General features: G+C 28.0%; 20 protein-coding genes. 15 read left to right on the top strand and 5 right to left on the bottom strand.

The features are described from left to right. Positions 1 to 88: 88 nt before the first annotated feature. Both E7Y35_RS04420 and E7Y35_RS04415 read right to left on the bottom strand, forming a co-directional pair. The gene (locus tag E7Y35_RS04420) at positions 89 to 463 is read right to left on the bottom strand and encodes a DDE-type integrase/transposase/recombinase (protein WP_283271784.1); all 375 of its coding nucleotides are present in this window, start codon (positions 461 to 463) and stop codon (positions 89 to 91) included. 365 nt (positions 464 to 828) lie between these two features. Beyond that, positions 829 to 984: a hypothetical protein gene (locus tag E7Y35_RS04415; protein ID WP_283271783.1), complete on the bottom strand. Its 156-nt coding sequence runs from the start codon at positions 982 to 984 to the stop codon at positions 829 to 831. A 438-nt stretch (positions 985 to 1,422) separates the two neighbouring features. On the opposite strand from E7Y35_RS04415, the gene E7Y35_RS04410 reads away from it, so the two are divergent. The 7 genes from E7Y35_RS04410 to E7Y35_RS04380 all read left to right on the top strand — a co-directional run bounded on the left by E7Y35_RS04410 (position 1,423) and on the right by E7Y35_RS04380 (position 13,222). Next, positions 1,423 to 3,075, top strand: coding sequence for a hypothetical protein (locus E7Y35_RS04410; protein ID WP_283271782.1), 1,653 nt, complete (start codon positions 1,423 to 1,425; stop codon positions 3,073 to 3,075). Between the two features lie 63 nt (positions 3,076 to 3,138). Continuing rightward, a complete protein-coding gene (locus E7Y35_RS04405) occupies positions 3,139 to 3,294 on the top strand; it encodes a hypothetical protein (protein WP_283271781.1) in 156 nt (51 codons plus the stop codon). Between the two features lie 169 nt (positions 3,295 to 3,463). After that, the gene (gene rpoB, locus E7Y35_RS04400; RefSeq protein ID WP_283271780.1) at positions 3,464 to 7,378 is read left to right on the top strand and encodes a DNA-directed RNA polymerase subunit beta; all 3,915 of its coding nucleotides are present in this window, start codon (positions 3,464 to 3,466) and stop codon (positions 7,376 to 7,378) included. A gap of 14 nt (positions 7,379 to 7,392) precedes the next feature. Continuing rightward, complete coding sequence (gene rpoC / locus E7Y35_RS04395) at positions 7,393 to 11,145, top strand: DNA-directed RNA polymerase subunit beta' (protein ID WP_283271779.1); 3,753 nt, start codon at positions 7,393 to 7,395, stop codon at positions 11,143 to 11,145. A 592-nt stretch (positions 11,146 to 11,737) separates the two neighbouring features. Beyond that, on the top strand, positions 11,738 to 12,250 hold the full coding sequence (locus E7Y35_RS04390) for a hypothetical protein (protein ID WP_283271778.1): 513 nt from the start codon (positions 11,738 to 11,740) through the stop codon (positions 12,248 to 12,250). Positions 12,251 to 12,360: 110 nt separating this feature from the next. Beyond that, positions 12,361 to 12,816 (top strand): hypothetical protein, encoded by a 456-nt coding sequence (locus tag E7Y35_RS04385; RefSeq protein WP_283271777.1) that lies wholly within the window; start codon positions 12,361 to 12,363, stop codon positions 12,814 to 12,816. Next, positions 12,782 to 13,222 carry a hypothetical protein gene (locus tag E7Y35_RS04380; protein WP_283271776.1) on the top strand — a complete coding sequence of 147 codons (441 nt, stop codon included), beginning with the start codon at positions 12,782 to 12,784 and terminating at the stop codon, positions 13,220 to 13,222. Before E7Y35_RS04385 ends, E7Y35_RS04380 begins: the two co-directional genes overlap by 35 nt. Before the next feature lie 439 nt (positions 13,223 to 13,661). Here the strand turns inward: E7Y35_RS04380 and E7Y35_RS04375 are convergent, their stop codons facing one another. Further along, positions 13,662 to 13,895, bottom strand: a complete 234-nt coding sequence (locus E7Y35_RS04375) for a hypothetical protein (RefSeq protein ID WP_283271775.1) — start codon at positions 13,893 to 13,895, stop codon at positions 13,662 to 13,664. 56 nt (positions 13,896 to 13,951) lie between these two features. On the opposite strand from E7Y35_RS04375, the gene E7Y35_RS04370 reads away from it, so the two are divergent. Beyond that, entirely contained in the window at positions 13,952 to 14,083 is a 132-nt protein-coding gene (locus E7Y35_RS04370; RefSeq protein WP_283271774.1) for a hypothetical protein, read from the top strand. Positions 14,084 to 14,303: 220 nt separating this feature from the next. Here the strand turns inward: E7Y35_RS04370 and E7Y35_RS04365 are convergent, their stop codons facing one another. After that, positions 14,304 to 14,783: a hypothetical protein gene (locus E7Y35_RS04365; RefSeq protein ID WP_283271773.1), complete on the bottom strand. Its 480-nt coding sequence runs from the start codon at positions 14,781 to 14,783 to the stop codon at positions 14,304 to 14,306. A gap of 68 nt (positions 14,784 to 14,851) precedes the next feature. Here E7Y35_RS04365 and E7Y35_RS04360 point away from each other — a divergent pair, with 68 nt between their 5' ends. Continuing rightward, the gene (locus tag E7Y35_RS04360; protein ID WP_283271772.1) at positions 14,852 to 15,058 is read left to right on the top strand and encodes a hypothetical protein; all 207 of its coding nucleotides are present in this window, start codon (positions 14,852 to 14,854) and stop codon (positions 15,056 to 15,058) included. 2 nt (positions 15,059 to 15,060) lie between these two features. Here E7Y35_RS04360 and E7Y35_RS04355 read toward each other — a convergent pair whose 3' ends face one another. Further along, entirely contained in the window at positions 15,061 to 15,249 is a 189-nt protein-coding gene (locus E7Y35_RS04355; protein WP_283271771.1) for a hypothetical protein, read from the bottom strand. Positions 15,250 to 15,316: 67 nt separating this feature from the next. On the opposite strand from E7Y35_RS04355, the gene topA reads away from it, so the two are divergent. The 6 genes from topA to E7Y35_RS04325 all read left to right on the top strand — a co-directional run bounded on the left by topA (position 15,317) and on the right by E7Y35_RS04325 (position 21,013). Further along, positions 15,317 to 17,107 (top strand): type I DNA topoisomerase, encoded by a 1,791-nt coding sequence (topA, locus tag E7Y35_RS04350; protein ID WP_283271770.1) that lies wholly within the window; start codon positions 15,317 to 15,319, stop codon positions 17,105 to 17,107. A gap of 157 nt (positions 17,108 to 17,264) precedes the next feature. After that, positions 17,265 to 17,999, top strand: a complete 735-nt coding sequence (locus E7Y35_RS04345; protein WP_283271769.1) for a hypothetical protein — start codon at positions 17,265 to 17,267, stop codon at positions 17,997 to 17,999. A gap of 10 nt (positions 18,000 to 18,009) precedes the next feature. Further along, positions 18,010 to 18,630 carry a DNA adenine methylase gene (locus E7Y35_RS04340; RefSeq protein ID WP_283271768.1) on the top strand — a complete coding sequence of 207 codons (621 nt, stop codon included), beginning with the start codon at positions 18,010 to 18,012 and terminating at the stop codon, positions 18,628 to 18,630. A gap of 174 nt (positions 18,631 to 18,804) precedes the next feature. Further along, complete coding sequence (locus E7Y35_RS04335) at positions 18,805 to 20,109, top strand: DNA-methyltransferase (protein WP_283271767.1); 1,305 nt, start codon at positions 18,805 to 18,807, stop codon at positions 20,107 to 20,109. Then, positions 20,099 to 20,545 (top strand): hypothetical protein, encoded by a 447-nt coding sequence (locus E7Y35_RS04330; protein ID WP_283271766.1) that lies wholly within the window; start codon positions 20,099 to 20,101, stop codon positions 20,543 to 20,545. The genes E7Y35_RS04335 and E7Y35_RS04330 overlap by 11 nt, the downstream gene beginning before the upstream one ends. A gap of 81 nt (positions 20,546 to 20,626) precedes the next feature. Further along, positions 20,627 to 21,013, top strand: coding sequence for a DNA cytosine methyltransferase (locus tag E7Y35_RS04325; protein ID WP_283271765.1), 387 nt, complete (start codon positions 20,627 to 20,629; stop codon positions 21,011 to 21,013). Positions 21,014 to 21,023 lie beyond the last annotated feature (10 nt).

Genomic DNA, 21,023 nt, shown 5'->3' with positions numbered 1-21,023 from the left:
TTTATTTTTTTAATGATACCCTAGTTGTATTATAAAATTCAATATATCTTTTAATAATAATTATGTCTTTTATTTTATTTTGCGTATTCTAATTATTATAGAAGGTTTCAAACTTTAATCTAGTATGGAAACTTTCTTGCACAGCATTATCAACTGGAGTAGTTATTGCTGAGTAACTTATTTTAAATTTATATTTTCTACAAAATTCAATGTACTCTGTAGTAGTATAAATTGAGTCTTGATCTGAATGAATTATTAATTTCTTCAGATCTTTTTTATTTGAAACTGTTGCTATCGCTTTTAATAAAGTGTTGATTAATACTGAAGTTGTCATTGAATCTGAGATTGTATAAGCAATTACTTTTCTTGTTGTTAAATCAATGAATGAAATTAAATTAGATTTTTCAGTATGCTTATGTTTAATGACAGTTACATCAGTACTTCATGCTTGATTTGGTTTCAATTGTTTAAATTTACGTTTTAGTAAATTCTTTTTGTTTGTTTGGCTTAATAATTTTTTAATATGACGGGAACGATTTTTTCAGTAGAAAGGTATAATTCTATGTTCTTTAAAGATTCGTTGAAGACGTTTTTTATTAACCGCGAGATTGAATTTCTTAAATAGGTAAATTTTTCATCTTCTTATTCCATAGGAGCTAAGAAATTTGTTATTAAGTTTTTCATTTTGAATAAGGGTAATAATTCCTTCATCGGCTTTTATTAATGAATTTTTTGCTTGTAAATAACGATAATAATTTGACCGTGTAATTCCAATAGCCTCACATAATAAATTAATTGAAAAGTATTTTGTATGGTCTTTAATAAATTTTATTTTTTCTTTTGTTGTGACCGGATGAAGGTTTGATACTTTTTTAAGATTTGATTTTTTGCTTCAAGTTTCTGTATTTGTTTTTTTAAATCTAAATTAATTTTCTTATTTGTTTTTAATTGAGTGTTTTCTGCAAGCAGTTGCTTTTGTTTCATCTTTAGGCTACACAAATGATTTAGCGATAATTGTAAGATAGTTTTTATTGTCTTATTAGACACATTTTCATTTTGCAAGTAATCTGTTCGTTTTGAATGACTAATTCATGTTGCTAATGTTCCAATTGGAATTGAATATTTTATTGATATTAGTTTGTATGAATAATAACTAAGATAGAAAACTTGTATAATTTGATTTTTTAAGTTTTGAGCATATTTTTTAAATTTTTGTCCTTACTTTGCCATTTTTTATCTCTTTATCATTTTAAATATACTATAAATAATTGAGTTAGTTATGTGTCCGGATTTTTAGTAAGGAAGCACAGTAATAAAGTGATATTTTTTGTTAAATACTTGCTTTTTTTTTTTTTTTTTTTTTTTAATATTATTATTATAGATACCAAAATCAATGGTATGGTTTTTGGGAGGAAACAAAATATGAAAAAAATATTAGCCATATTGGCCACTTCAGTTATGACGACGGCGGGAACAGTCAATCTGGTAGGTTGTTATAAAAAAGATGTTGTTAACGATTATGACAATTCAAATTTACAAAATGATATGATAAATTTAACTAAAATTGCTAGTAAAGTTAGTTCTGTTATTACTGATTATGATAACAATGGTAATTTGAAGGACTCAAATGTTTTTCCAGAATTAGCACCTTTTTATGAATTAGTTAGTAAAGATGAAGGAACTGTTGAACTTGATAGAACAGTTTCCAACATTAAAAAAGGAGTAGAAAATATTGAGAATGGTTTTCGTGCTATTTTTGATAATTTAAATTTCGAAATTATTCGTGAATATTCAAATTACTATTTAGATACGGTACCATTAACTTTTATTGAAGATCAAAGTAAGTTTGTGTTAAATTATATTGATTTAGATAAAATTGGTGAATTAACTGGCACATCAGTAACAGGAGTTAAAGCGGTGCAATTACAATATAAGTTTGTGTTAAATTTAGCTTTTAAAAATCTAAATCAACAAATGCCGTTCACAATTACTTATATTATTACAAATGAACCAGAAAAAATTAAAAAGTTATTACAAAATTCAATTCAAACGATGACTAAAATTTTAGTTAAGTTCTTTAATAATTATCAAAAAGTAGTTATTGATAATGATGACAAGTTTCGTTCACTTTATAATAATTTTCAAGTTAATTATAATACGGATGTTAAATCATTGGATGAGATTTTTGTTAATAATTTAAAGAAGATGATTAGAGAAGATACTGAAATTGATCAAGCAGTTCGTGATGCGATTGTCCTTGACAATGGGGGAAATAAAAGATTAATGCGTTTGATTTCTGGAACAATAACGGCAGAAAATTCAGGTCAAATTCCAGAAAAAGCGGATATTGGAAATTACCAACCTGCTCTTTGAGAGGGTGAGGGTGTCAATCCGGTTGGTTTGACAGCAGTAAATTTTGTGACAGCATATAAGAAAAGTTTACCAATTTTTAATGTGGACCATGAGAATATGATGTTAGCAAAGTTAAGTGTTAATTTAAATTATATTTCATTAGATGGTTTACCATTATCAGGAACCTTAAAAATTAATAATCAAACTTTTGAAAGTAATATTTTAATTAGTCGCCAAGGATTAGATAATAAATTAATTAATTTTGGAGAAATTATTGTAGCATTTCATAAATACTATAATATTGAATTAAAAAAACGAATTCTTGGGAGTAATGATGATACTAATTTTAAAAATACTAGTGTTTTTCATGTTGGTGATAGTCTTTTTGCAGAATTTAAGAATGATATTAGCAGTGCAAATGCAATCTTTAAAAAATTATTAACTAATTTTAAACGTAGTCAAATGGCAAAAGATTTACCTGATCTTGGGTTATTTAATATGCATAACTTAGTTAAGGACAAATCATTGTGAATCGGAGGAGCCAATGATTATGAAGCAACTCAAAATAGAATTGTCTTTAATTATAAAAACGGATCATTTTGTTTAGCATTTACTTTTGGCCAAGATCGAATGAATTCAATTTTTTATACAGCCTATGGTTCAAATGCGGGAGATATTAATGTTAAACATGGGTGATGAGCATGAATTTTAATTGATAAATAATTAAGTTGATAAACTTAATTATTTTTTAGTAAAATTAAAAAGACCTTAAAGGAGGCAAACCAAATGGCAAATTTTAATCCAAGATGTTTTAAATGTGTTGCAGAACAAGAAAAACAAAGTGGTGATGGTGGAGCAGCAGGAGTTTTATTTGGAAAAATGAAACAAGCAATGGTTGGTTCAGTTGATGATGAAATTTTTGTTTGTGATCGTCATAAGTAAAGATACTTGTGGTGAATTAAAAAAAGCACATTGTGCTTTTTTTAATTCACCACAAAATTAAGGAAAAAAAATTTAAAAAAGTCAATGAAATGACGAAAGTCATTGACTTTTTCCTTAAAGCAATATAAAATTTATAAGCGTATATTGTGAAAAGTGAGGTTAATAATTAATGGCATTAAAAGAAAAAGAATTTGGGCATTACGCTAAAAGAATTGATTATACAAAAGTAAGTGGGAATTTGGATTTACCAAACTTGATTGAAATTCAAACTGAAACATATGATTGATTTAAGAAAATCGGGATTAGCGAAGTGTTCGGTGAGGTATTTCCAATTGTGGGGCATGAAGGAAATATTGTTTTAGAGATGTTAAATTGAGAATTTAGAGAGCCACGACGAACTATTTTTCAAGCAAAAGATGAGTCAAAAATTTTTGAAGCACCAATTTATTCCAATTTAAAATTAACAATTAATTCAAAAGATTTGGAAGTGGAAAAATTAATTGTTAAAGGGGAACCAGAATTAATCAAATCATGAATTGAAGAACGTGTTGGACACATAATTACAATTTTAAAAAAATCACCAGATGTTATTTATTATGATATTCACTCTGGGGATGAAACAGCAACATGTACTGTAACAATTAAAGAAAGACTAGAAGACAAATTATTAGTGGATATTACAATTGAAAAAGAAGGAGAAGTCTTTTTTGGAGATTTTCCATTAATGACTGGGAAAGGAACTTTTATTGTTAATGGTTCAGAAAAAGTTGTTGTTTCACAATTAGTTCGCTCACCAGGAGCATATTATAAAATTGATTTGAACCGTAAAAATGGAGAAAATGTTTATTATGTTGATTTAATTCCATCACGAGGAACATGACTGGAATTTGAATCAGATCACAAGAAAATTAAAGTTGGAAAAGAAGAACGATTTGATAATGTTTTTTATGTAAAAATCGATAAGTCACGAAAAGTATCAGTTGCTAATTTTTTAACAGCATTAGGAATCATTAAAGAGGATGCACTCGATATTTTTGGCGATAATAAGTTAGTAAAAAGTACTTATGAATTAGACCCTTATACTGGTGATATTGGATATGATCAAAGTGTAGCAGTTCAAGAAATTTATAAAAAAATTCGTTCAGGAGAAACAGCAACTCCAGATGGTGCAACAAAATATTTATATGGGTTATTATTTGACAAACGTAAATATGATTTAACAAAGGCAGGACGTTTTAAATTAGTTCAAAAATTATCAGTTGAAAATCGAATTTATAATAAAGTTTTAGCTGAAGATATTAAGGATGTTAATGGTAAAGTTGCTTTTAAAGAAGGAACTTTAATGGATAAAGAAGCCATTAATAAATTAAAAGGAATTTTAAAAGCAGGAGCTTGCTTGGAAGAAGTTAAATTTAGTGATGAAATTATTTGTTCAAGTAAAATCCAAAAAATTAAAGTTTATGTTGATAATGAGGTTCGCACACGTGTAGCAAACATTATCGGGATTGATCCAAATGCAACTGATGAATATGTTACTGTGCCAGATATTTTAGCAACATTTTCATATTTATTAAATTTAACGGATAACATTGGTGAAGTTGATGATATTGATCATTTAGGAAACCGTCGTGTTCGTACAATTGGAGAATTATTACAAAATCAATTTCGAATTGGTTTATTAAGAATTGAAAAAAATGTTAAAGAAAAAATGTCGACATCAAACTTATTTAAAATGAAACCGTCAAATATTATTAACAATAAACCACTATCTGCTATTATTGGAGAATTTTTCAATTTGTCGCAGTTATCACAATTTATGGATCAAACAAATCCATTAGCAGAGTTAACAAATAAACGACGATTAACAGCGTTAGGGCCAGGAGGACTGTCAAGAGAACGTGCGGGATTAGAAGTGCGGGATGTCCATTACTCACATTATGGTCGCATTTGTCCGATTGAAACACCAGAAGGACCTAATATTGGGTTAATTAATAATTTAGCAACATATGCTAAGATTAATACCTTTGGATTTATTGAAACGCCATACCGTCGTGTGATTGATTGTAAGGTTACTGCTGAAAATGATTATTTAACAGCAGATCAAGAAAAAAATTATGTTGTTGCCCAAGCAAATATTCGTTTAAGCGATAAAGGAGAAATTTTGGATGAGCAAGTAGTTGCGCGGTTCCAAGGGGAAAATATTATTGCAACCCGCAATGATGTTGACTATGTTGATGTTTCACCAAAACAAATTGTTTCAATTGCAACAAGTTGTATTCCCTTTTTAGAAAATGACGATGCTAACCGTGCATTAATGGGAGCTAATATGCAACGACAAGCAATTCCTTTGATTTCACCAAATTCACCATATGTTGGAACAGGGGTTGAATATGCAGCGGCTCGTGATTCAGGATTAGCAATTGTATCACAATATGATGGTAGTGTTGATTATGTTGATGCAACAAGAATTGTTTTAAAAACAAAAGAAGGTCTAAAGAATTATAATTTAGATACTTTTGTGCGTAGTAATCAAGGAACTTCATTAACGCATGTCCCATTAGTAAAACAAGGCCAAAAAGTTGAAAAAGGACAAGTTTTAGCAGATGGTCCATCAATTGATAAAGGTGAGTTAGCATTAGGCCAAAATGTTGTTGTTGCCTTTACGACTTGAAATGGTTATAACTATGAGGATGCGATTATTGTTTCTGAGCGTTTAGTATCAGAAGATGTTTTTACCTCGATTCATATTGAAGAATATACAATTGAACGTTGCCAAACAAAACAAGGACCAGAAGAGATTACTCGTGAAATTCCAAATATTTCTGAAAATGCTCGTAAATTCTTAGATGATGATGGATTAGTTATTATTGGAACAGAAGTTAAACCAGGAGATATTTTAGTTGGAAAAGTAACACCAAAAGGACAAACACAATTATCACCAGAAGATAAACTATTACAAGCAATCTTTGGTGAAAAATCAAAAAATGTGAAAGATAATTCATTACGTGTACCAAATGGTGGTGAAGGAATTATTCAAGCAATTAAACGTTTTCCTCGTGAAAAATATGAATTATCGGCTGATGTTTTAGAAGTAATTAAAATTTATATTGTTCAAAAACGAAAAATCCAAGAAGGAGATAAAATGGCGGGACGCCATGGGAACAAAGGGGTTATTTCAAAAATTTTACCATTAGAAGATATGCCACATATGGAAGATGGAACTCCAATTGATATTATGTTAAATCCGTTAGGAGTACCATCACGGATGAATATTGGTCAAGTGCTAGAAATCCACTTGGGGATGGCTGCGAAAAAATTAGGGCAAAAAGTTTCTACTCCTGTTTTTGATGGAATGACAAATGAAGAATTAATTGAAATTATGGACAAAGCTAATATGAAAAACTTTGGGAAAGAAGTTTTAATTGATGGCCGTAGTGGTGAAAAATTTGATAATCCTGTTTCGGTAGGAGTAATGTATATGTTGAAATTATCACACATGGTTGATGATAAATTACATGCACGGAATGTTGGACCATACTCTTTAATTACACAGCAACCATTGGGAGGAAAAGCTCAAAATGGGGGACAACGTTTTGGAGAAATGGAAGTATGAGCGTTAGAAGCTTATGGAGCAGCACATACATTACGAGAAATTTTAACAATTAAATCAGATGATATTAAGGGAAGAACACGTGCTTATGAATCAATTGTAAAAGATAAAAAGATTCCTGAACCGGGTATCCCAGAATCATTTAATGTTTTAACTCGTGAAATTCAAGGTTTAGGTTTTAATATTCATATGATTGATGAAGAAGGAAACATTAAAAATATTAAAAGTTATGATGAATCAGATTATGTTGATGAAGACTTGTTAACAGATAATGATGACTTTGAAGATGAATTTGATATTGATAATTTTATTTTAAATACAAATCGAGAACCGCAACAAGATGATATTTTAGATGGCTTTGCTAAAATTGAGGATGAATTTGATTTACAAGATAATTTAGATGAAGACTCTTATGGCAATGGTGATATTGAGAGTGAAATTGATTATGTTAATGATCAAGAAGAAATAAATTAAGGGGGAAAGAAAAAATGATTGAAAATAATGAAAAAAATAATCGTATGATTAAAATCGGTTTAGCGAACCCCGAAGATATTCGTAGTTGATCATATGGCGAAGTAAAAAAACCAGAAACAATTAATTATAAAACTTTAAAACCAGAACGCGATGGATTATTTGATGAAAAGATTTTTGGACCAACTAAAAATTTTGAATGTGCTTGTGGAAAGTATAAAAAATCAAAAAATAAAGGAAAAATTTGTGAACGTTGTGGAGTTGAAATTACTGAAGCAATTGTTCGTCGTGAACGAATGGGACACATTGAATTAGAAGAACCCGTTAGTCATATTTGAATGTTAAAAGCAGCACCAAGTCGAATTGCTTTAATTTTAGATATGAAAACAAAAGAGTTAGAAGAAGTTGTTTATTTCGTGTCGTATATTGTGTTAGATGCTGGTGATGCTAAGTCATTAAAACAAAAAATGGTATTGGATTTAGGAAACGCAAAAACTTCAGCCGCAACTCGTCAACGGTTAACAAAAACATTACGAGAAATTTTAGATACTTTAGAACAAGGAACTATTGCTTATGAAGTTGGTGAAACAATGATTGAAGATTTGAAAAATACTTCATTACCATTTTCAATGGATGAATGTGCCCAATTTATTAATCGCCATACGAATGCTCGTTTTGGAATTGGGGCAGAAGCAGTTGAAATCTTATTAAAAAATTTAAATATTGATGATGAAATTGAAAAAATTAAGCAAGATTTAAAAGATAAAAAAACACAATTAGATCAAAATAAATTAATGAAACGTTTGGAAGTATTAGACTCATTAAAAAAATCAGGTTCACGTCCCGAATGAATGATTTTACGAGCAGTACCAGTTATTCCACCAGATATTCGCCCGATTATTCAATTAGATGGTGGTCGTTTTACTACTTCAGAAATTAATGATTTATATCGTCGAATCATTATCCGAAACGAACGATTAAAAAAAGTTAAAGCAATGGGAGCACCAAGTGTTATTGTTAATAATGAAAAAAGGATGTTACAAGAAGCGGTTGATGCCTTATTAGATAATGAACGAAAAGCACGCCCGGTAACGGGGAAAGATAAACGCCCTTTAAAATCATTAACAAGTATTTTAAAAGGAAAACAAGGGCGTTTTCGTCAGAATTTATTAGGAAAAAGAGTTGATTATTCAGGACGTTCAGTTATTGCGATTGGTCCTGATCTAAAAATGTATCAATGTGGATTACCTCGTGATATGGCAATTACATTGTTTAAACCATTTGTTATTAGTAAATTAGTAAAAGATGGTTTAGCAGCAAATATTAAAGTTGCTGAAAAATTAATCTTAAACCAAGATGACAAAGTGTGAGAAGTTTTAGAAGAGGTAATTAAGTCACGTCCAGTCTTATTAAACCGTGCGCCAACATTACACCGATTAGGAATTCAAGCTTTTGAACCAAAATTAGTAAAAGGAAAAGCAATTCGTTTACATCCGCTAGTAACAACAGCGTTTAATGCTGACTTTGACGGTGATCAAATGGCGGTTCATGTCCCAATTACAGATGAAGCGGTTGCTGAAGCACGTAGTTTAATGTTAGGAAGTCGTAATATTTTAGGACCAAAAGATGGGAAACCAATTGTAACGCCAACCCAAGATATGGTGTTAGGAAATTATTACTTAACATACGAGGAAAAAGGACAATTGGGAGAAGGAACAATTTTTAAAGATTTAAATGAAGCAGTTATTGCTTATGAAACTGGAGCAGTAGATTTACATGCTTTAGTTGCAATTCCAACAAGTGGTTTTGTTAATAAAAAATTTAAGCCTGAACAAATGGATGATTACATTATTACAACACCAGGGAAAATTATTTTTAACCAAATTTTTAAAGAAGAATTTCCATATTTAAATGAACCCAATGTTGAAAACTTAACAACATTACCGGCTCGTTCATTGATTAAAGATAGTGTCAATTTAGTTGAATATCTAGAAAAATGGGAGGTAAATCCACCATTTAAGAAAAAAGATTTATCAAACATTATTGACCGTTATTTTAAAATTTATGGAGCAAATAAAACTGCAGAAATGTTAGATAACATGAAAAACTTAGGATTTAAATACTCAGGAAAATCAGGAGTAACTGTTTCAGCGGGTGATGTTAAAGTTTATGATAAAAAACAAGAAGAGTTTAAAGAAGCAGATAAAAAGGTTAAAGAAATTAATGAATACTTTAAAATGGGAATGTTAACAGGTCGTGAAAAACAACACCGAATTATTAATGTGTGATCAAAAGTAAAAGATAGTATTCAAACAGAATTAGAACATGTTTTACGAGAAGATCCGAAAAACCCTATCTTTATGATGGCTGATTCAGGAGCACGGGGAAATGTTTCGAACTTTACACAGTTGGTTGGAATGCGGGGATTAATGAATAATCCAAAAGGAGATATTATTGAATTACCAATTAAATCTTCATTCCGTGAAGGATTAACCGTATCAGAGTTCTTTATCTCAACCCATGGGGCACGAAAAGGAATGGCTGATGTGGCTTTAAAAACAGCGGACTCAGGATATTTAACAAGACGTTTAGTTGATGTTTCACAAGAGATTATTATTACTATAAAAGATTGTAATGCACGTCGTGGATTTGTTGTTTCTGACATTATTGAACAAAAACACTCAAATATTATTGTGCCATTATTTGACCGATTAGTAGGACGTTATAATTTGAAAGATATTAAATTAAAAAATGGTGACATAATTCCGGCAAATACCCTGTTATCAGAAGAAGATAGTGCAACTATTGTTGCTAGTGATATTAAAGAAGTCGTTATTCGTTCGGTTTTAACTTGTGAAGCTGATAAGGGAATTTGCCAACGTTGTTATGGAAAAAACCTTGCGACAGGAATGGAAGTTGAAATTGGTGAAGCAGTTGGGACAATTGCCGCACAATCAATTGGAGAACCAGGAACACAGTTAACAATGCGTACTTTCCATACCGGAGGGGTTGCTGGGGGAGCTGATATTACCCAAGGGTTACCACGGATTAAAGAATTATTAGATGTTACTACACCAAAAGGATCAATTGCTGTTATTTCAGAAATTGATGGAGCTATTAGTGATATTCGTGATGAAGGTGGAATTCATATCATTTATGTTGCATCAGATAGTGATGAACGAAAATATAAAACACAGTATAATGCCGTTTTAAGAGTTAAAATTGGTGATAAAGTTGTTCGTGGCCAAAAGTTAACAGAAGGTTCAATTAATATTAAAGAACTATTAGAAGTTGCTAAGATTGAAGATGTACACAATTATATTTTAAAAGAAGTTCAACGGGTTTATCGTTTGCAAGGAATTGAAATTTCAGACAAATATATTGAAATTATTGTTAAACAAATGTTAAATAAAGTTAAAATTATTGATGCCGGAGATACTGATTTATTACCAGGTGAAATTGTGACAATTAAACGTTATCGTAATGAAACAATTAAAGCTGTTCGTTCAATGAAAAAACCACCAACGGCGAAACATGTTATTTTTGGAATTAAAAAAGCACCATTAGAATCAGAATCATTCTTATCATCAGCTTCATTCCAAGATACAACCCGAGTGTTGGTTAAAGCAATTATTAAAGGAAAAGTTGATCGTTTAGAGGGCTTAAAAGAAAATATTATGTTAGGACATTTAATTCCAGCTGGAACTGGATTAAAAAATCCGAAAGATATTATTACAGCAGGAATTGCTGCGAAAGCTGAAGAATATTAAGAGAAAAGACCAGATGGTCTTTTTTTAAGATAGGATGAAATAATTGGAACCAAGACTAATTTTATAACAATCAACAAAAAGACTGAAAAATCAGTCTTTTTTACTTATTTAGGAACACATATGCATAATTCTTGGGATTAGTCAAACTTCGTATAAAAAGTTCTCTAAACCCTACGAGAACCTCCTTTCTAAATAGTTGTTGATAATATAATTAGCGATTAGTCTCAAGAGTTATGTATATGTGTTTGGTGAAAGGAAGCGATAAAAGGGGATAAAGATTATTTCATTTACACAAATATTATACATAACTTAAATATAATTAAATAATGTGTCAAAAGTCAATCTACAGACTTATTTTAAATTTTATTAAAATATCAAAACTTATTTGTCAAAATCATATCAAGCGCGCAACTTAATTAAATAATATTTAGCTTTTAAAACTAAGAGAGAACAACAGGTTAGTTATGAAAAGCTATTTTAAGTGCGTAAAATTAATTAATTTTGCAGACACATCATTGATTAAAACAAAGATTTAGAGATTGCTTAAAAAACAATGAGGGGAGGAGGTTAAAAAAATCAATGATTATTCTCAATGAATACAACGCTGAGAATGCAATACAGTAATTTTGAAAATGGAGTTTGTACAGCAGATGATATTCAAAACTGCGTGTGTTTAAATTCAATGTTATATCGAGCACTAAAAATTTGTGAACAAGAAATAACAGAAAAAGATGAGTTAATTGCAACACAAAATAAAATAATTGGCAACTATGTTACAACAGAAAGGTATTGATTTGATATGTTTAATAAAGTTAATGTTAAATATATTAAATTATCTAATAAAGAATATCAGCAATCAAAATCTCAATTATCTAAAGCAGATTTTTTCAAAGCATGTCCATATAGTGATATTGAAAAGTTACCAGGACAATTTATTTGTGAAAACTGTCGAAGTCCGAAAGAATTTCAGGATGCAGAAACGAGACTAGATAGTAATAGTTTCCATATGTACGAGTGAATAGTGAAGAGTGATGCCTTGGCAAAAATCGATAACTTACCGGAAGGAGAACATGCTAATGAAGAAATCTTGAAAAAAATTGAGTAAAAAGCAGTTACATAAAAAGAAAAAACATCGCTCAGATAATAGATTCTTAATTGAAACAAATAAGAAAAATAAACCTTAGTTAATTATGGTAGAAAGGAAATCAAAATAAAATGGCAAAGAATATAACGGATTTATATATTTTAACATCTGAAATACATTCAAAAATATATGATAAAAACAATCAAAATAAACTATTAGGTTACTTTATTAATATTCCAAATACCGATAATAAAGTATTTTATGTGCAAAAGAGTTGAGTATATAACGATGAAGCTTTTATTAATTGCTTTAAAGTTGGAATTTCACAAAACTTATATCCAGTTTTTAACAAAGATGATTTAACTACAATGGTTGATTACATTAATGGTTCAGAAATAATTGCGGTTTTTATTAGTAAGTTAAATAAAAAAACAAATAATAGTCACCAAGAGTTAACCACAATAAATAATGATGAAGATATTGATATACAAAAGTTGTTAGAAGATTTAAAACATATTGATGAACCAGATTGTTGAAAGGATGGTGTATATCTTGGAACAAATCAAGGAACAAGTTTTTCTAAATAAGCGTTATTTAATAAAATGAACTGAAAAGAAAACAGCTTTTGCGGTACAATCCCCAGTTAATCCTCAAGCTGTGATTTGATGATCACGGGAATGATTTCGAGTTAGTAAAAAGTGACCTTGTAAATTTGATGAAACATGCTTGGGCGTTGGTGAAAATAATCCTAACCATGAGTATTGCCCAATCGGGTATTTTGCAACGGCATGTCTTTTTAATAAAGATTATGAACAAATTATTTATACAGAAAAAGGGGTGGAAGAAATAATTCCCATCAATGGCAAAAAACTTTATGAAGCCTTTGAAATTCTTAAAAAAAATAATAGTAAGCAATATTTACAACAAGCAAAAGAATTACAAGTTTTATTATCAAATAAAGATGACCAGTTTGTTAGAGGAGAAATAAACTAATATATGACTAAAAAAAGGTTTCTAAAAATAAATAGAGAAATTTGAAAATCATGTTTTGTTTGTAATAAAAGTATAGAAATTAAAAATATTGGATTAAAGTACCAATATTTGATAAATTTGATACCTATGAAGGTATTAAAATAAATAGACAAGTTTGTTCAAAAAAATGTCAGATAAAAACAGTTGCTTGTTTGTTCACCTAGATTCCTAGTCAAGAGCTTATATATTTTTCAAATTGATCTAACTTATTTAAATCTGCTACTAAAAATAATCGTTTTTCATATTTTTTAAGTTTTAATAATGCAACTGTATTGTAACCATAAAAATAATTTTAATTCTTCTATTTTCATTAAAATTATTAACTTTATTTTTAAGTAAATCTAAACTCATAAATTCCTTATTATCTTTGGTATAAAAACTCCGCGTTTATTTTTATCATTTATATTTTTATTAAAATATTAGAATTATGCTGATTTAAATCATGAAATTCATCTTTGTTATTTCTAATTAGAAAATAAAATAAAATAATTTCATTATTTGTTCTGAGATATTTATCATTATAAAAATCTCTAAATGAACCATCTATAAAATTTTGTAATATTCTACCTAGTGGTTTATTTTTAAAATAAATTAAAATTCTATTTCACATATCATTTGAATAATCTATTGGCATATACAATTTCCTTTCATATATAAATTATAGCAATCAGATAGAAAGAAGGTGCTAAATTGAAATATTTAGTCGTATTAGAATCACCTAACAAAATAACAAAAGTTAAAACTTATTTACAACAAGCAAAAGAATTACAAGTTTTATTATCAAATAAAGATGATCAATTTGTTAGAGGAAAAGTGAATTAGTGCAAATATACAAGATACTTACAATTATTTCAATCATAATATGATTTCTTTGCATATTAACAATTCTAATTACTTTGCAAGTTAGAAGAGAATTGAAAAAGAAATCACTATGATTTAAACAAGATAAAAAGCGTTTTAAGATAGTATTCTGGATATTATTTTTTATATCATCTAGTGTTACTTTAGAAATTATTATTTTTACAATTTTTAATATCAATATTTAGATCTCTTCTTCGTCATTTTCTTCATCATCATTGTATCAATGTCATCTGGCAAATTTATCATTAGGATTATTTAATCTATCATGCCTAACTTTAATCATAAGTTTTACTATAAATACACCTAAAATTCTTGTAATTGTCATGAACGAGATTGAAATTATTCAAATAGAATATTTTGTTGAAGCAATTTTATAGTAATATAAAATTCACTCATATTTTAGAGAAGAAAATAATGCAATGATTATTAAAATTATATATAAAACTCATTCTCATTTTCAAGATTGAATTATTATCTCATTTAATAAACGAAGAATTCGTGCTCGTCAATCTTTTTCATTATTTATATTACTTTTAATCTTGTGCGAAATTAATACAATTAAAAAATTTATTAAGTAATAAATAATTGTAAATCCAATATGGACAAAAATACTGAATAAAATATATAAAATTGATCATCCAAGTAATTCATATTTATCCATATAATTATTTTCTTCTCCAAAAATATTATTAATTTCATTATACCAATCAGATAGAAAGAAGGTTAATTATGGTAAATTTAATTGAAATAAAGAAAGAACATTACATTTTAAATAATTGTGCCGAAAATGAAAAAACAGAATGCGGAGTTGCATTCTGCAGAAATATTTCATCATATGTCCGAATAGATTTTACAATAAAACCACTTTTAAAAAATAATTTGGAATTATATGTTGCTTTTGTTTTATGTAATGATCATTATAATAATTTAAAATAATCTTATTTTGATAGCATACAACCAATAATCATTTTAGCTTCACTTTTCTTTATTTTTTCCATTGGAACAATAACCCCATTTGGTGCAATTATTTCTTTAAAAGATTGTATTCCATCAGTTTGTTTATTTCAAAATTTTTTTATTAGTAAGTACTGTTTTTCAGTACATATATCAGTATTATAAAAACTCATAAAATTACCTCCAATTTAAATATTTATTTAATTATATCAATATTTTATATAGAAAGAAGGTGCCAAATTGAAGTATTTAGTGATTTTAGAATCACCAAACAAAATAACAAAAGTTAAAGCTTATTTGGAACAAGCCTTTCCTAACCATAATTTTATTGTAAAAGCTTCGATGGGACATATAACTGAGCTAGCTATTAAGAATCAAAAATATGCATTAGGAATTGATTTAGAAACAATGACTCCCGTTTATAATTTATTAGAAACTAAAAAAGATACAGTTAAACAATTGCATGAGCTATCAAAAAAAGTTGATAAGGTTATTTTAGCGACTGACCCTGACCGCGAAGGCGAAGCAATTGCTTGGCATTTACAAGAACAATTAAACTGTAAAAATAAAGCAGTTCGTTTAATATTTAATGAAATTACGGAGAAAGCAGTTAAAGAAGCTTTTGCAAAACAAAGTGCGATAAATTATAGTTTGGTTAATGCCCAACAAGCTCGCCAAATGATTGACCGGATAATGGGTTTTAAATTATCCGGGTTGTTACAAAAAGCAGTTAATTTAAAATCAGCAGGGCGTGTACAATCGGTCGCTTTAAAATTAGTTGTTGAACGTGAATTAGAACGAAAAGAGCATAACAAGTTAGAATATTGGACAATTAAACAAGAATATCAAAATGGTAATGATATTGAATTATTTTTAAATAAAGCAAAACAAGAAATTGTAAAAGAAAAAGTAATTAATTCAAAAACATTAGCAGATCAAATATTAAATGAATTATCAAATAAATTGGTTGTAAAAGAAATTATGATAGAAAATTTTAGCAAAAATAGATACACTCCTTTTACAACATCAAGTATTTTACAATATGCTAGTGTAATGTTAAATTTCCCAAGTGAAAGAACAACAAGTTTACTACAGCATTTATTTGAAACGGGTTATATTACATATCCAAGAACTGATTCCGTTCGAATAAATGATGATTTTGTTTTAGATACATATGAATATATTGAAAATAATTATGGCAAAGAGTATGTTGGCAGTTATAAACCAAAGAAATTAGGAGAAAATGCTCAAGATGCCCATGAAGCAATCCGCCCAACAAATATTTCGTTAACAGTTGAGCAAGCTAAAAGAGAAATTGGCAATCATAGTGAATTTATGCTATATGAATTAATTTATAATAATACGTTATTTGCTTTAATGGCAAACGAAGTGGGAAAAAAATATCGAGTTCTTTTTGAGAATAATGGTTATATCTGTAAAATGGATTATAAAAAATATACTTTTACTAGTTATTATGATCTCCAAGAAATAGCTTTAAATAGTTTTGATTATCAATTTGAAATTGGCCAAATCCTAAATTTAACTACAGAATGATTAGCAGAACAAAATTTTACAAAACCTAACGCTAGATACACTGAACCAAATTTAATTAAGAAATTAGAAATAGAAGGAGTAGGACGCCCTTCAACCTATGCAACTGTTATGAAAACTTTGATTAATAGAGAGTACATCAAATTTGAGAAAAAAAGTATTGTTCCTACCGATAATGGGATAAAAGCCTATACTATTTTACAAAAATATTTTGCAAACATTATTAATGAAAAATATACTTCGGAAATGGAAGACATCTTAGATCACATTGCTGATAATAAAATTAATAAAACGGAATATTTAAAATTATTTTATAAGAATTTTATTTTAGATTATAGTAATGCCACAAATGTTATTTTTAAAGATTCTATAAAATGTAGTAAATGTCAGATAGGTTATATTATTCAACGGAAAAGTTATAAAGGAAATTTGTTTAAAGCTTGTAATAATTATCCAGATTGTAAAAACATAGTGAGTTAAATATGGCAAAAAAAGATTATTCAAAACCGAAAGATTGTATTAATGGTGTTATTCTCATTGACTGTATTAGATGTGATAAAGAATTTAAAATTACAAAATCTGAATGATTAACGATGAATAAATTTTATAAGTGTCAAGAATGTAAAGGAGTGATTTAATGGCAAATCATAGTTTAGTTTTGGATAAAAGAAAAATGCAATTAGTATGTAGAATATTTGAAAAATATAAAGCTGTTTTCTTATTAAAAGAAAAAGACATAAAATATGAAAATAAACATAAATATATTCTTTTTGATAATCCTAGATATGCAAAGCTAGAAGAAGAAATTACTAAAAATCTTGCTAAAAAAGATAAAGAAGACTGAAGTATTGAAAAAATTCAGTTAAGAAATAGTGATTATAGAGTTAACTTAAATAAATATCCAACCGCAGCGTTAGAATCATTAGAGGAATATAATTTTATTTGAGATAAATATAATCAAACAAAATATTTAAATTTTATATATAATTATCCAACAGATAGATTCAACGAAGAATATAAAAATAAAATTAAGGAAAAATATACAATAGCGCAACGAATCAATGATCTTATAATATTTTTTAAAAATAGCATGCATTATGACTATGACAATAAACAATATTCCGAATATGCCGATGATTTTATTTATGAATTTAAAAAAATATTTAATATTCACGAGATTAGGGCGTGGTATAGACTAGACAGCGAATACGTTTTTCATTGTTGAATGAAAGATGCTCTAGCAAATTATGATAAAAATATTCATTATGATATTTCTTGAAATGAATATAAACAGATGTGTAAAGATATTTTTGAAACTAAATATGGTGCAGAAGATGAAGAAAATAAATACTTTTTCTTTCGAAATTGTTAGGATACTTTTTATGCGATTTATTAGTCCTTTATCTTGTCCTGGTGGTAAAGCTAAACATTTTGATAAAATTAAAGCATTTTTACCGGGTAGATTCGATATGTTTATAGATTTATTTTGTGGCGGAGCATCTGTTGGATTAAATGTCTTAGAGCAACAGTTATGCACGAAAGTGATTTTCAATGATTTACACACCGACTTAATTTCTTTTTGACAAGAAGGAATTCATTTAATTGAATTAGATTATTTGCAAAAGTTAGTTTATCCTAATGCCAAAACTATCAATGAAATGAAAGCAAAAATGCTAAATGATTATTGTTTAAACCAAGGCGAAGAATTTCTAATGAAAAATGCTTTAACTTTCAATGGTAAGGAATGAGGTGTCTGAACAGATAAGAGGTTACAACAAAATTTTAATGTTAATAAATTAAAAAGAGTTGAAAATGTCAAAAACCTATTAGTTAATCCTAAATATAAGATTAAATTTTTCAATTCAGATTATAAGGAAATTATTAATCGGTATAGTAATAATAAAAATATTATTTGATATTTAGATCCTCCATATTATTACAATAAAGGGAAACCGTATAAACATTCAAAAATTGATTTTCAAGAATTAAAAATAATATTTTAAAAATTAAAGGTAAGTGAATTTTAAGTATTGATAATTCTGAATTTATTAAGGATTTATTTCAAGAATTTAACGTTCATGAATTTGAATGAGTATATAGCTCTACAAATTGTCATAATCGCAAACCAAAACTTGGCCAAGAATTAATAATAACTAATTTTAGGAATGAGGTGTAAAATGAATAATTTTATTTTAGAACTTGGAAATTGTTTGGATATGATAAAAAACTTAGATAGTAATTCAATTGATATTATATGTACTGATCCACCATATGAAATTGGTATGATGAATAAAAAATGAGATAAAACTAAAATTGTATTTAACATTGCAACATGAATTGAACTGTTAAGAGTTTTAAAACCGGGTGGAATTTTACTCGTATTTGGTCATCCAACTAAATATCATAGAGTTGCTTGTGCAATTGAAGATGCCGGCTTTATTTTAAGAGATACTATTAGTTGAGTATATGGCTCAGGTTTTCCAAAAGCACAGGATGTTTCCATGATTATTGATAAAAAAATAGCACAAGTATCTCATCGTGGTAGAGAAACATCATTTGCAAGTAAATTTAAGTATAATGGCAAAATGTTAGAAAAGGGCATTAATATTCAAGAATATGAACCAATTACTAAATTAGCTAAAAAATGAAAGGGGTGAAAGACATTAAATTTAAAACCAGCCTATGAACCAATAATTCTTGCTCAAAAACCATTGGATAAAAATTATGCAAATAATTTATTAAAATGGGGAATTGGGGCAATGAATATTGATGATAATAGAATTAGTTATGGAAATGAAACACCAGTCATTGGCGGAAGAACAGGTCGAAGAACAGAAGGATATGGGTATAAGAATCTTGATGCTATAAATCCAAATTTAAAGGGTAGATTTCCAAGTAATTTTATTCATGATGGTTCTGAAGACGTTTTAAAATTATTTCCTAATACAAAGAGTGGCTATATGAATAGTAATATCCATAATATTACTACGAGTGGTTCAAAAATAGGGATTTATGGTAAATATAATATTAAGAATAATATTGAAACTATTGGAGATAGTGGTAGTGCTTCTCGTTTTTTCTATTGTGCCAAAGCATCTTTAATTGACCGCGAAGAAGGGTTAGAGAAATCTGATGGTCTAAATAAACGTAAAAATACTCATATAACAGTAAAGCCAATGGAATTAATGACACATTTAATTAGTTTATTTGCTTCTAAGAATGCCACTATTTTAGATCCATTCTTAGGTTCTGGTTCAACAGGGAAAGCTGTTGCATTCATTAATAGGATTAAAAATATGAATTATAGTTTTATTGGTTATGAACTTTCAGAAGAATATTTTACAATTGCATCTAAAAGAATTGAGTATGTAATGAATTATCAAATAAATAAAGAATCTGAATTAAAAAATTTAGCACTAAGGAATATAGAGCAAAAATCTTATACACAATTAGCATTGGAGTCAGTATTAAATGAAGACTAAAGAATTTAAAATTACATCATTGGAATGAAAAATCAAAGATAAAAATCATATTGAAACCCCAAAATGAGTTGTCCAAGATATGTACAATCGCATCAATATTAAACAATATCGAAATATTTGGTTACCATTTAATCATTTAGAATCAGAATTTCGTCAAGAAGCTTTAAACAATAATTTATCGAATTTCAAGGCAACGCATATTTTTGATGATTTGCAAAATGATTTCTTTATTACACCACCACCGAATAATTGTGATTTAATTATTTCTAATCCACCATTTAGTATTCAAAATGAAATCTTAAAACGATTATTTAATTTAGATATTCCATTTGCGATGTTATTACCTTTGAGGACCTTAGAAACACCTGTCAGAGCTAATTTATTTGAGAAATTTAAAGATGATTTACAGATTCTAATTTTTAAAAAAACGGATTAAATTCAAAGGATGCACAGGATCTTTTAATCAAGGTTGTGTCTGAATTACATATAAATTAAGTTTAAATGGTGGCCAAGTTCAATGAATTTAACAGAAAAGAAAAAGATTAAATTAATCGAAGCCTTTGGTGGAATTGGCACTTTTCGCAAAGCATTAGAAAATGTTGGTTTTGAAGTTGAAACAAGAGACTATATTGAATGATGGAAATATGCAGTTGATGCATACAATGCTTTGCATAATAATGACCAAATTACAAAAGATATTAAAGAATATGATTGAACGGTTGATGTTTTTGCTCATGGGTCACCTTGCACGGATTTTTCTAATGCTGGTAAACAAGATATTAGTAAAGGACGTAGTATCTTATATATGGAAGTATTACGTCTGATTCAAGATTTGCCTTTTAAGATAAGGCCAAAATATATCATTTGAGAGAATGTTAAAAATTTAATATCTAAAAAAATTTAAACCATATTTT

It is taken from the genome of Spiroplasma sp. SV19, from assembly GCF_030060925.1.
GTDB lineage: Bacteria > Bacillota_I > Bacilli_A > Mycoplasmatales > Mycoplasmataceae > Spiroplasma.
This window is presented reverse-complemented; position numbering and strand designations above follow the sequence as displayed.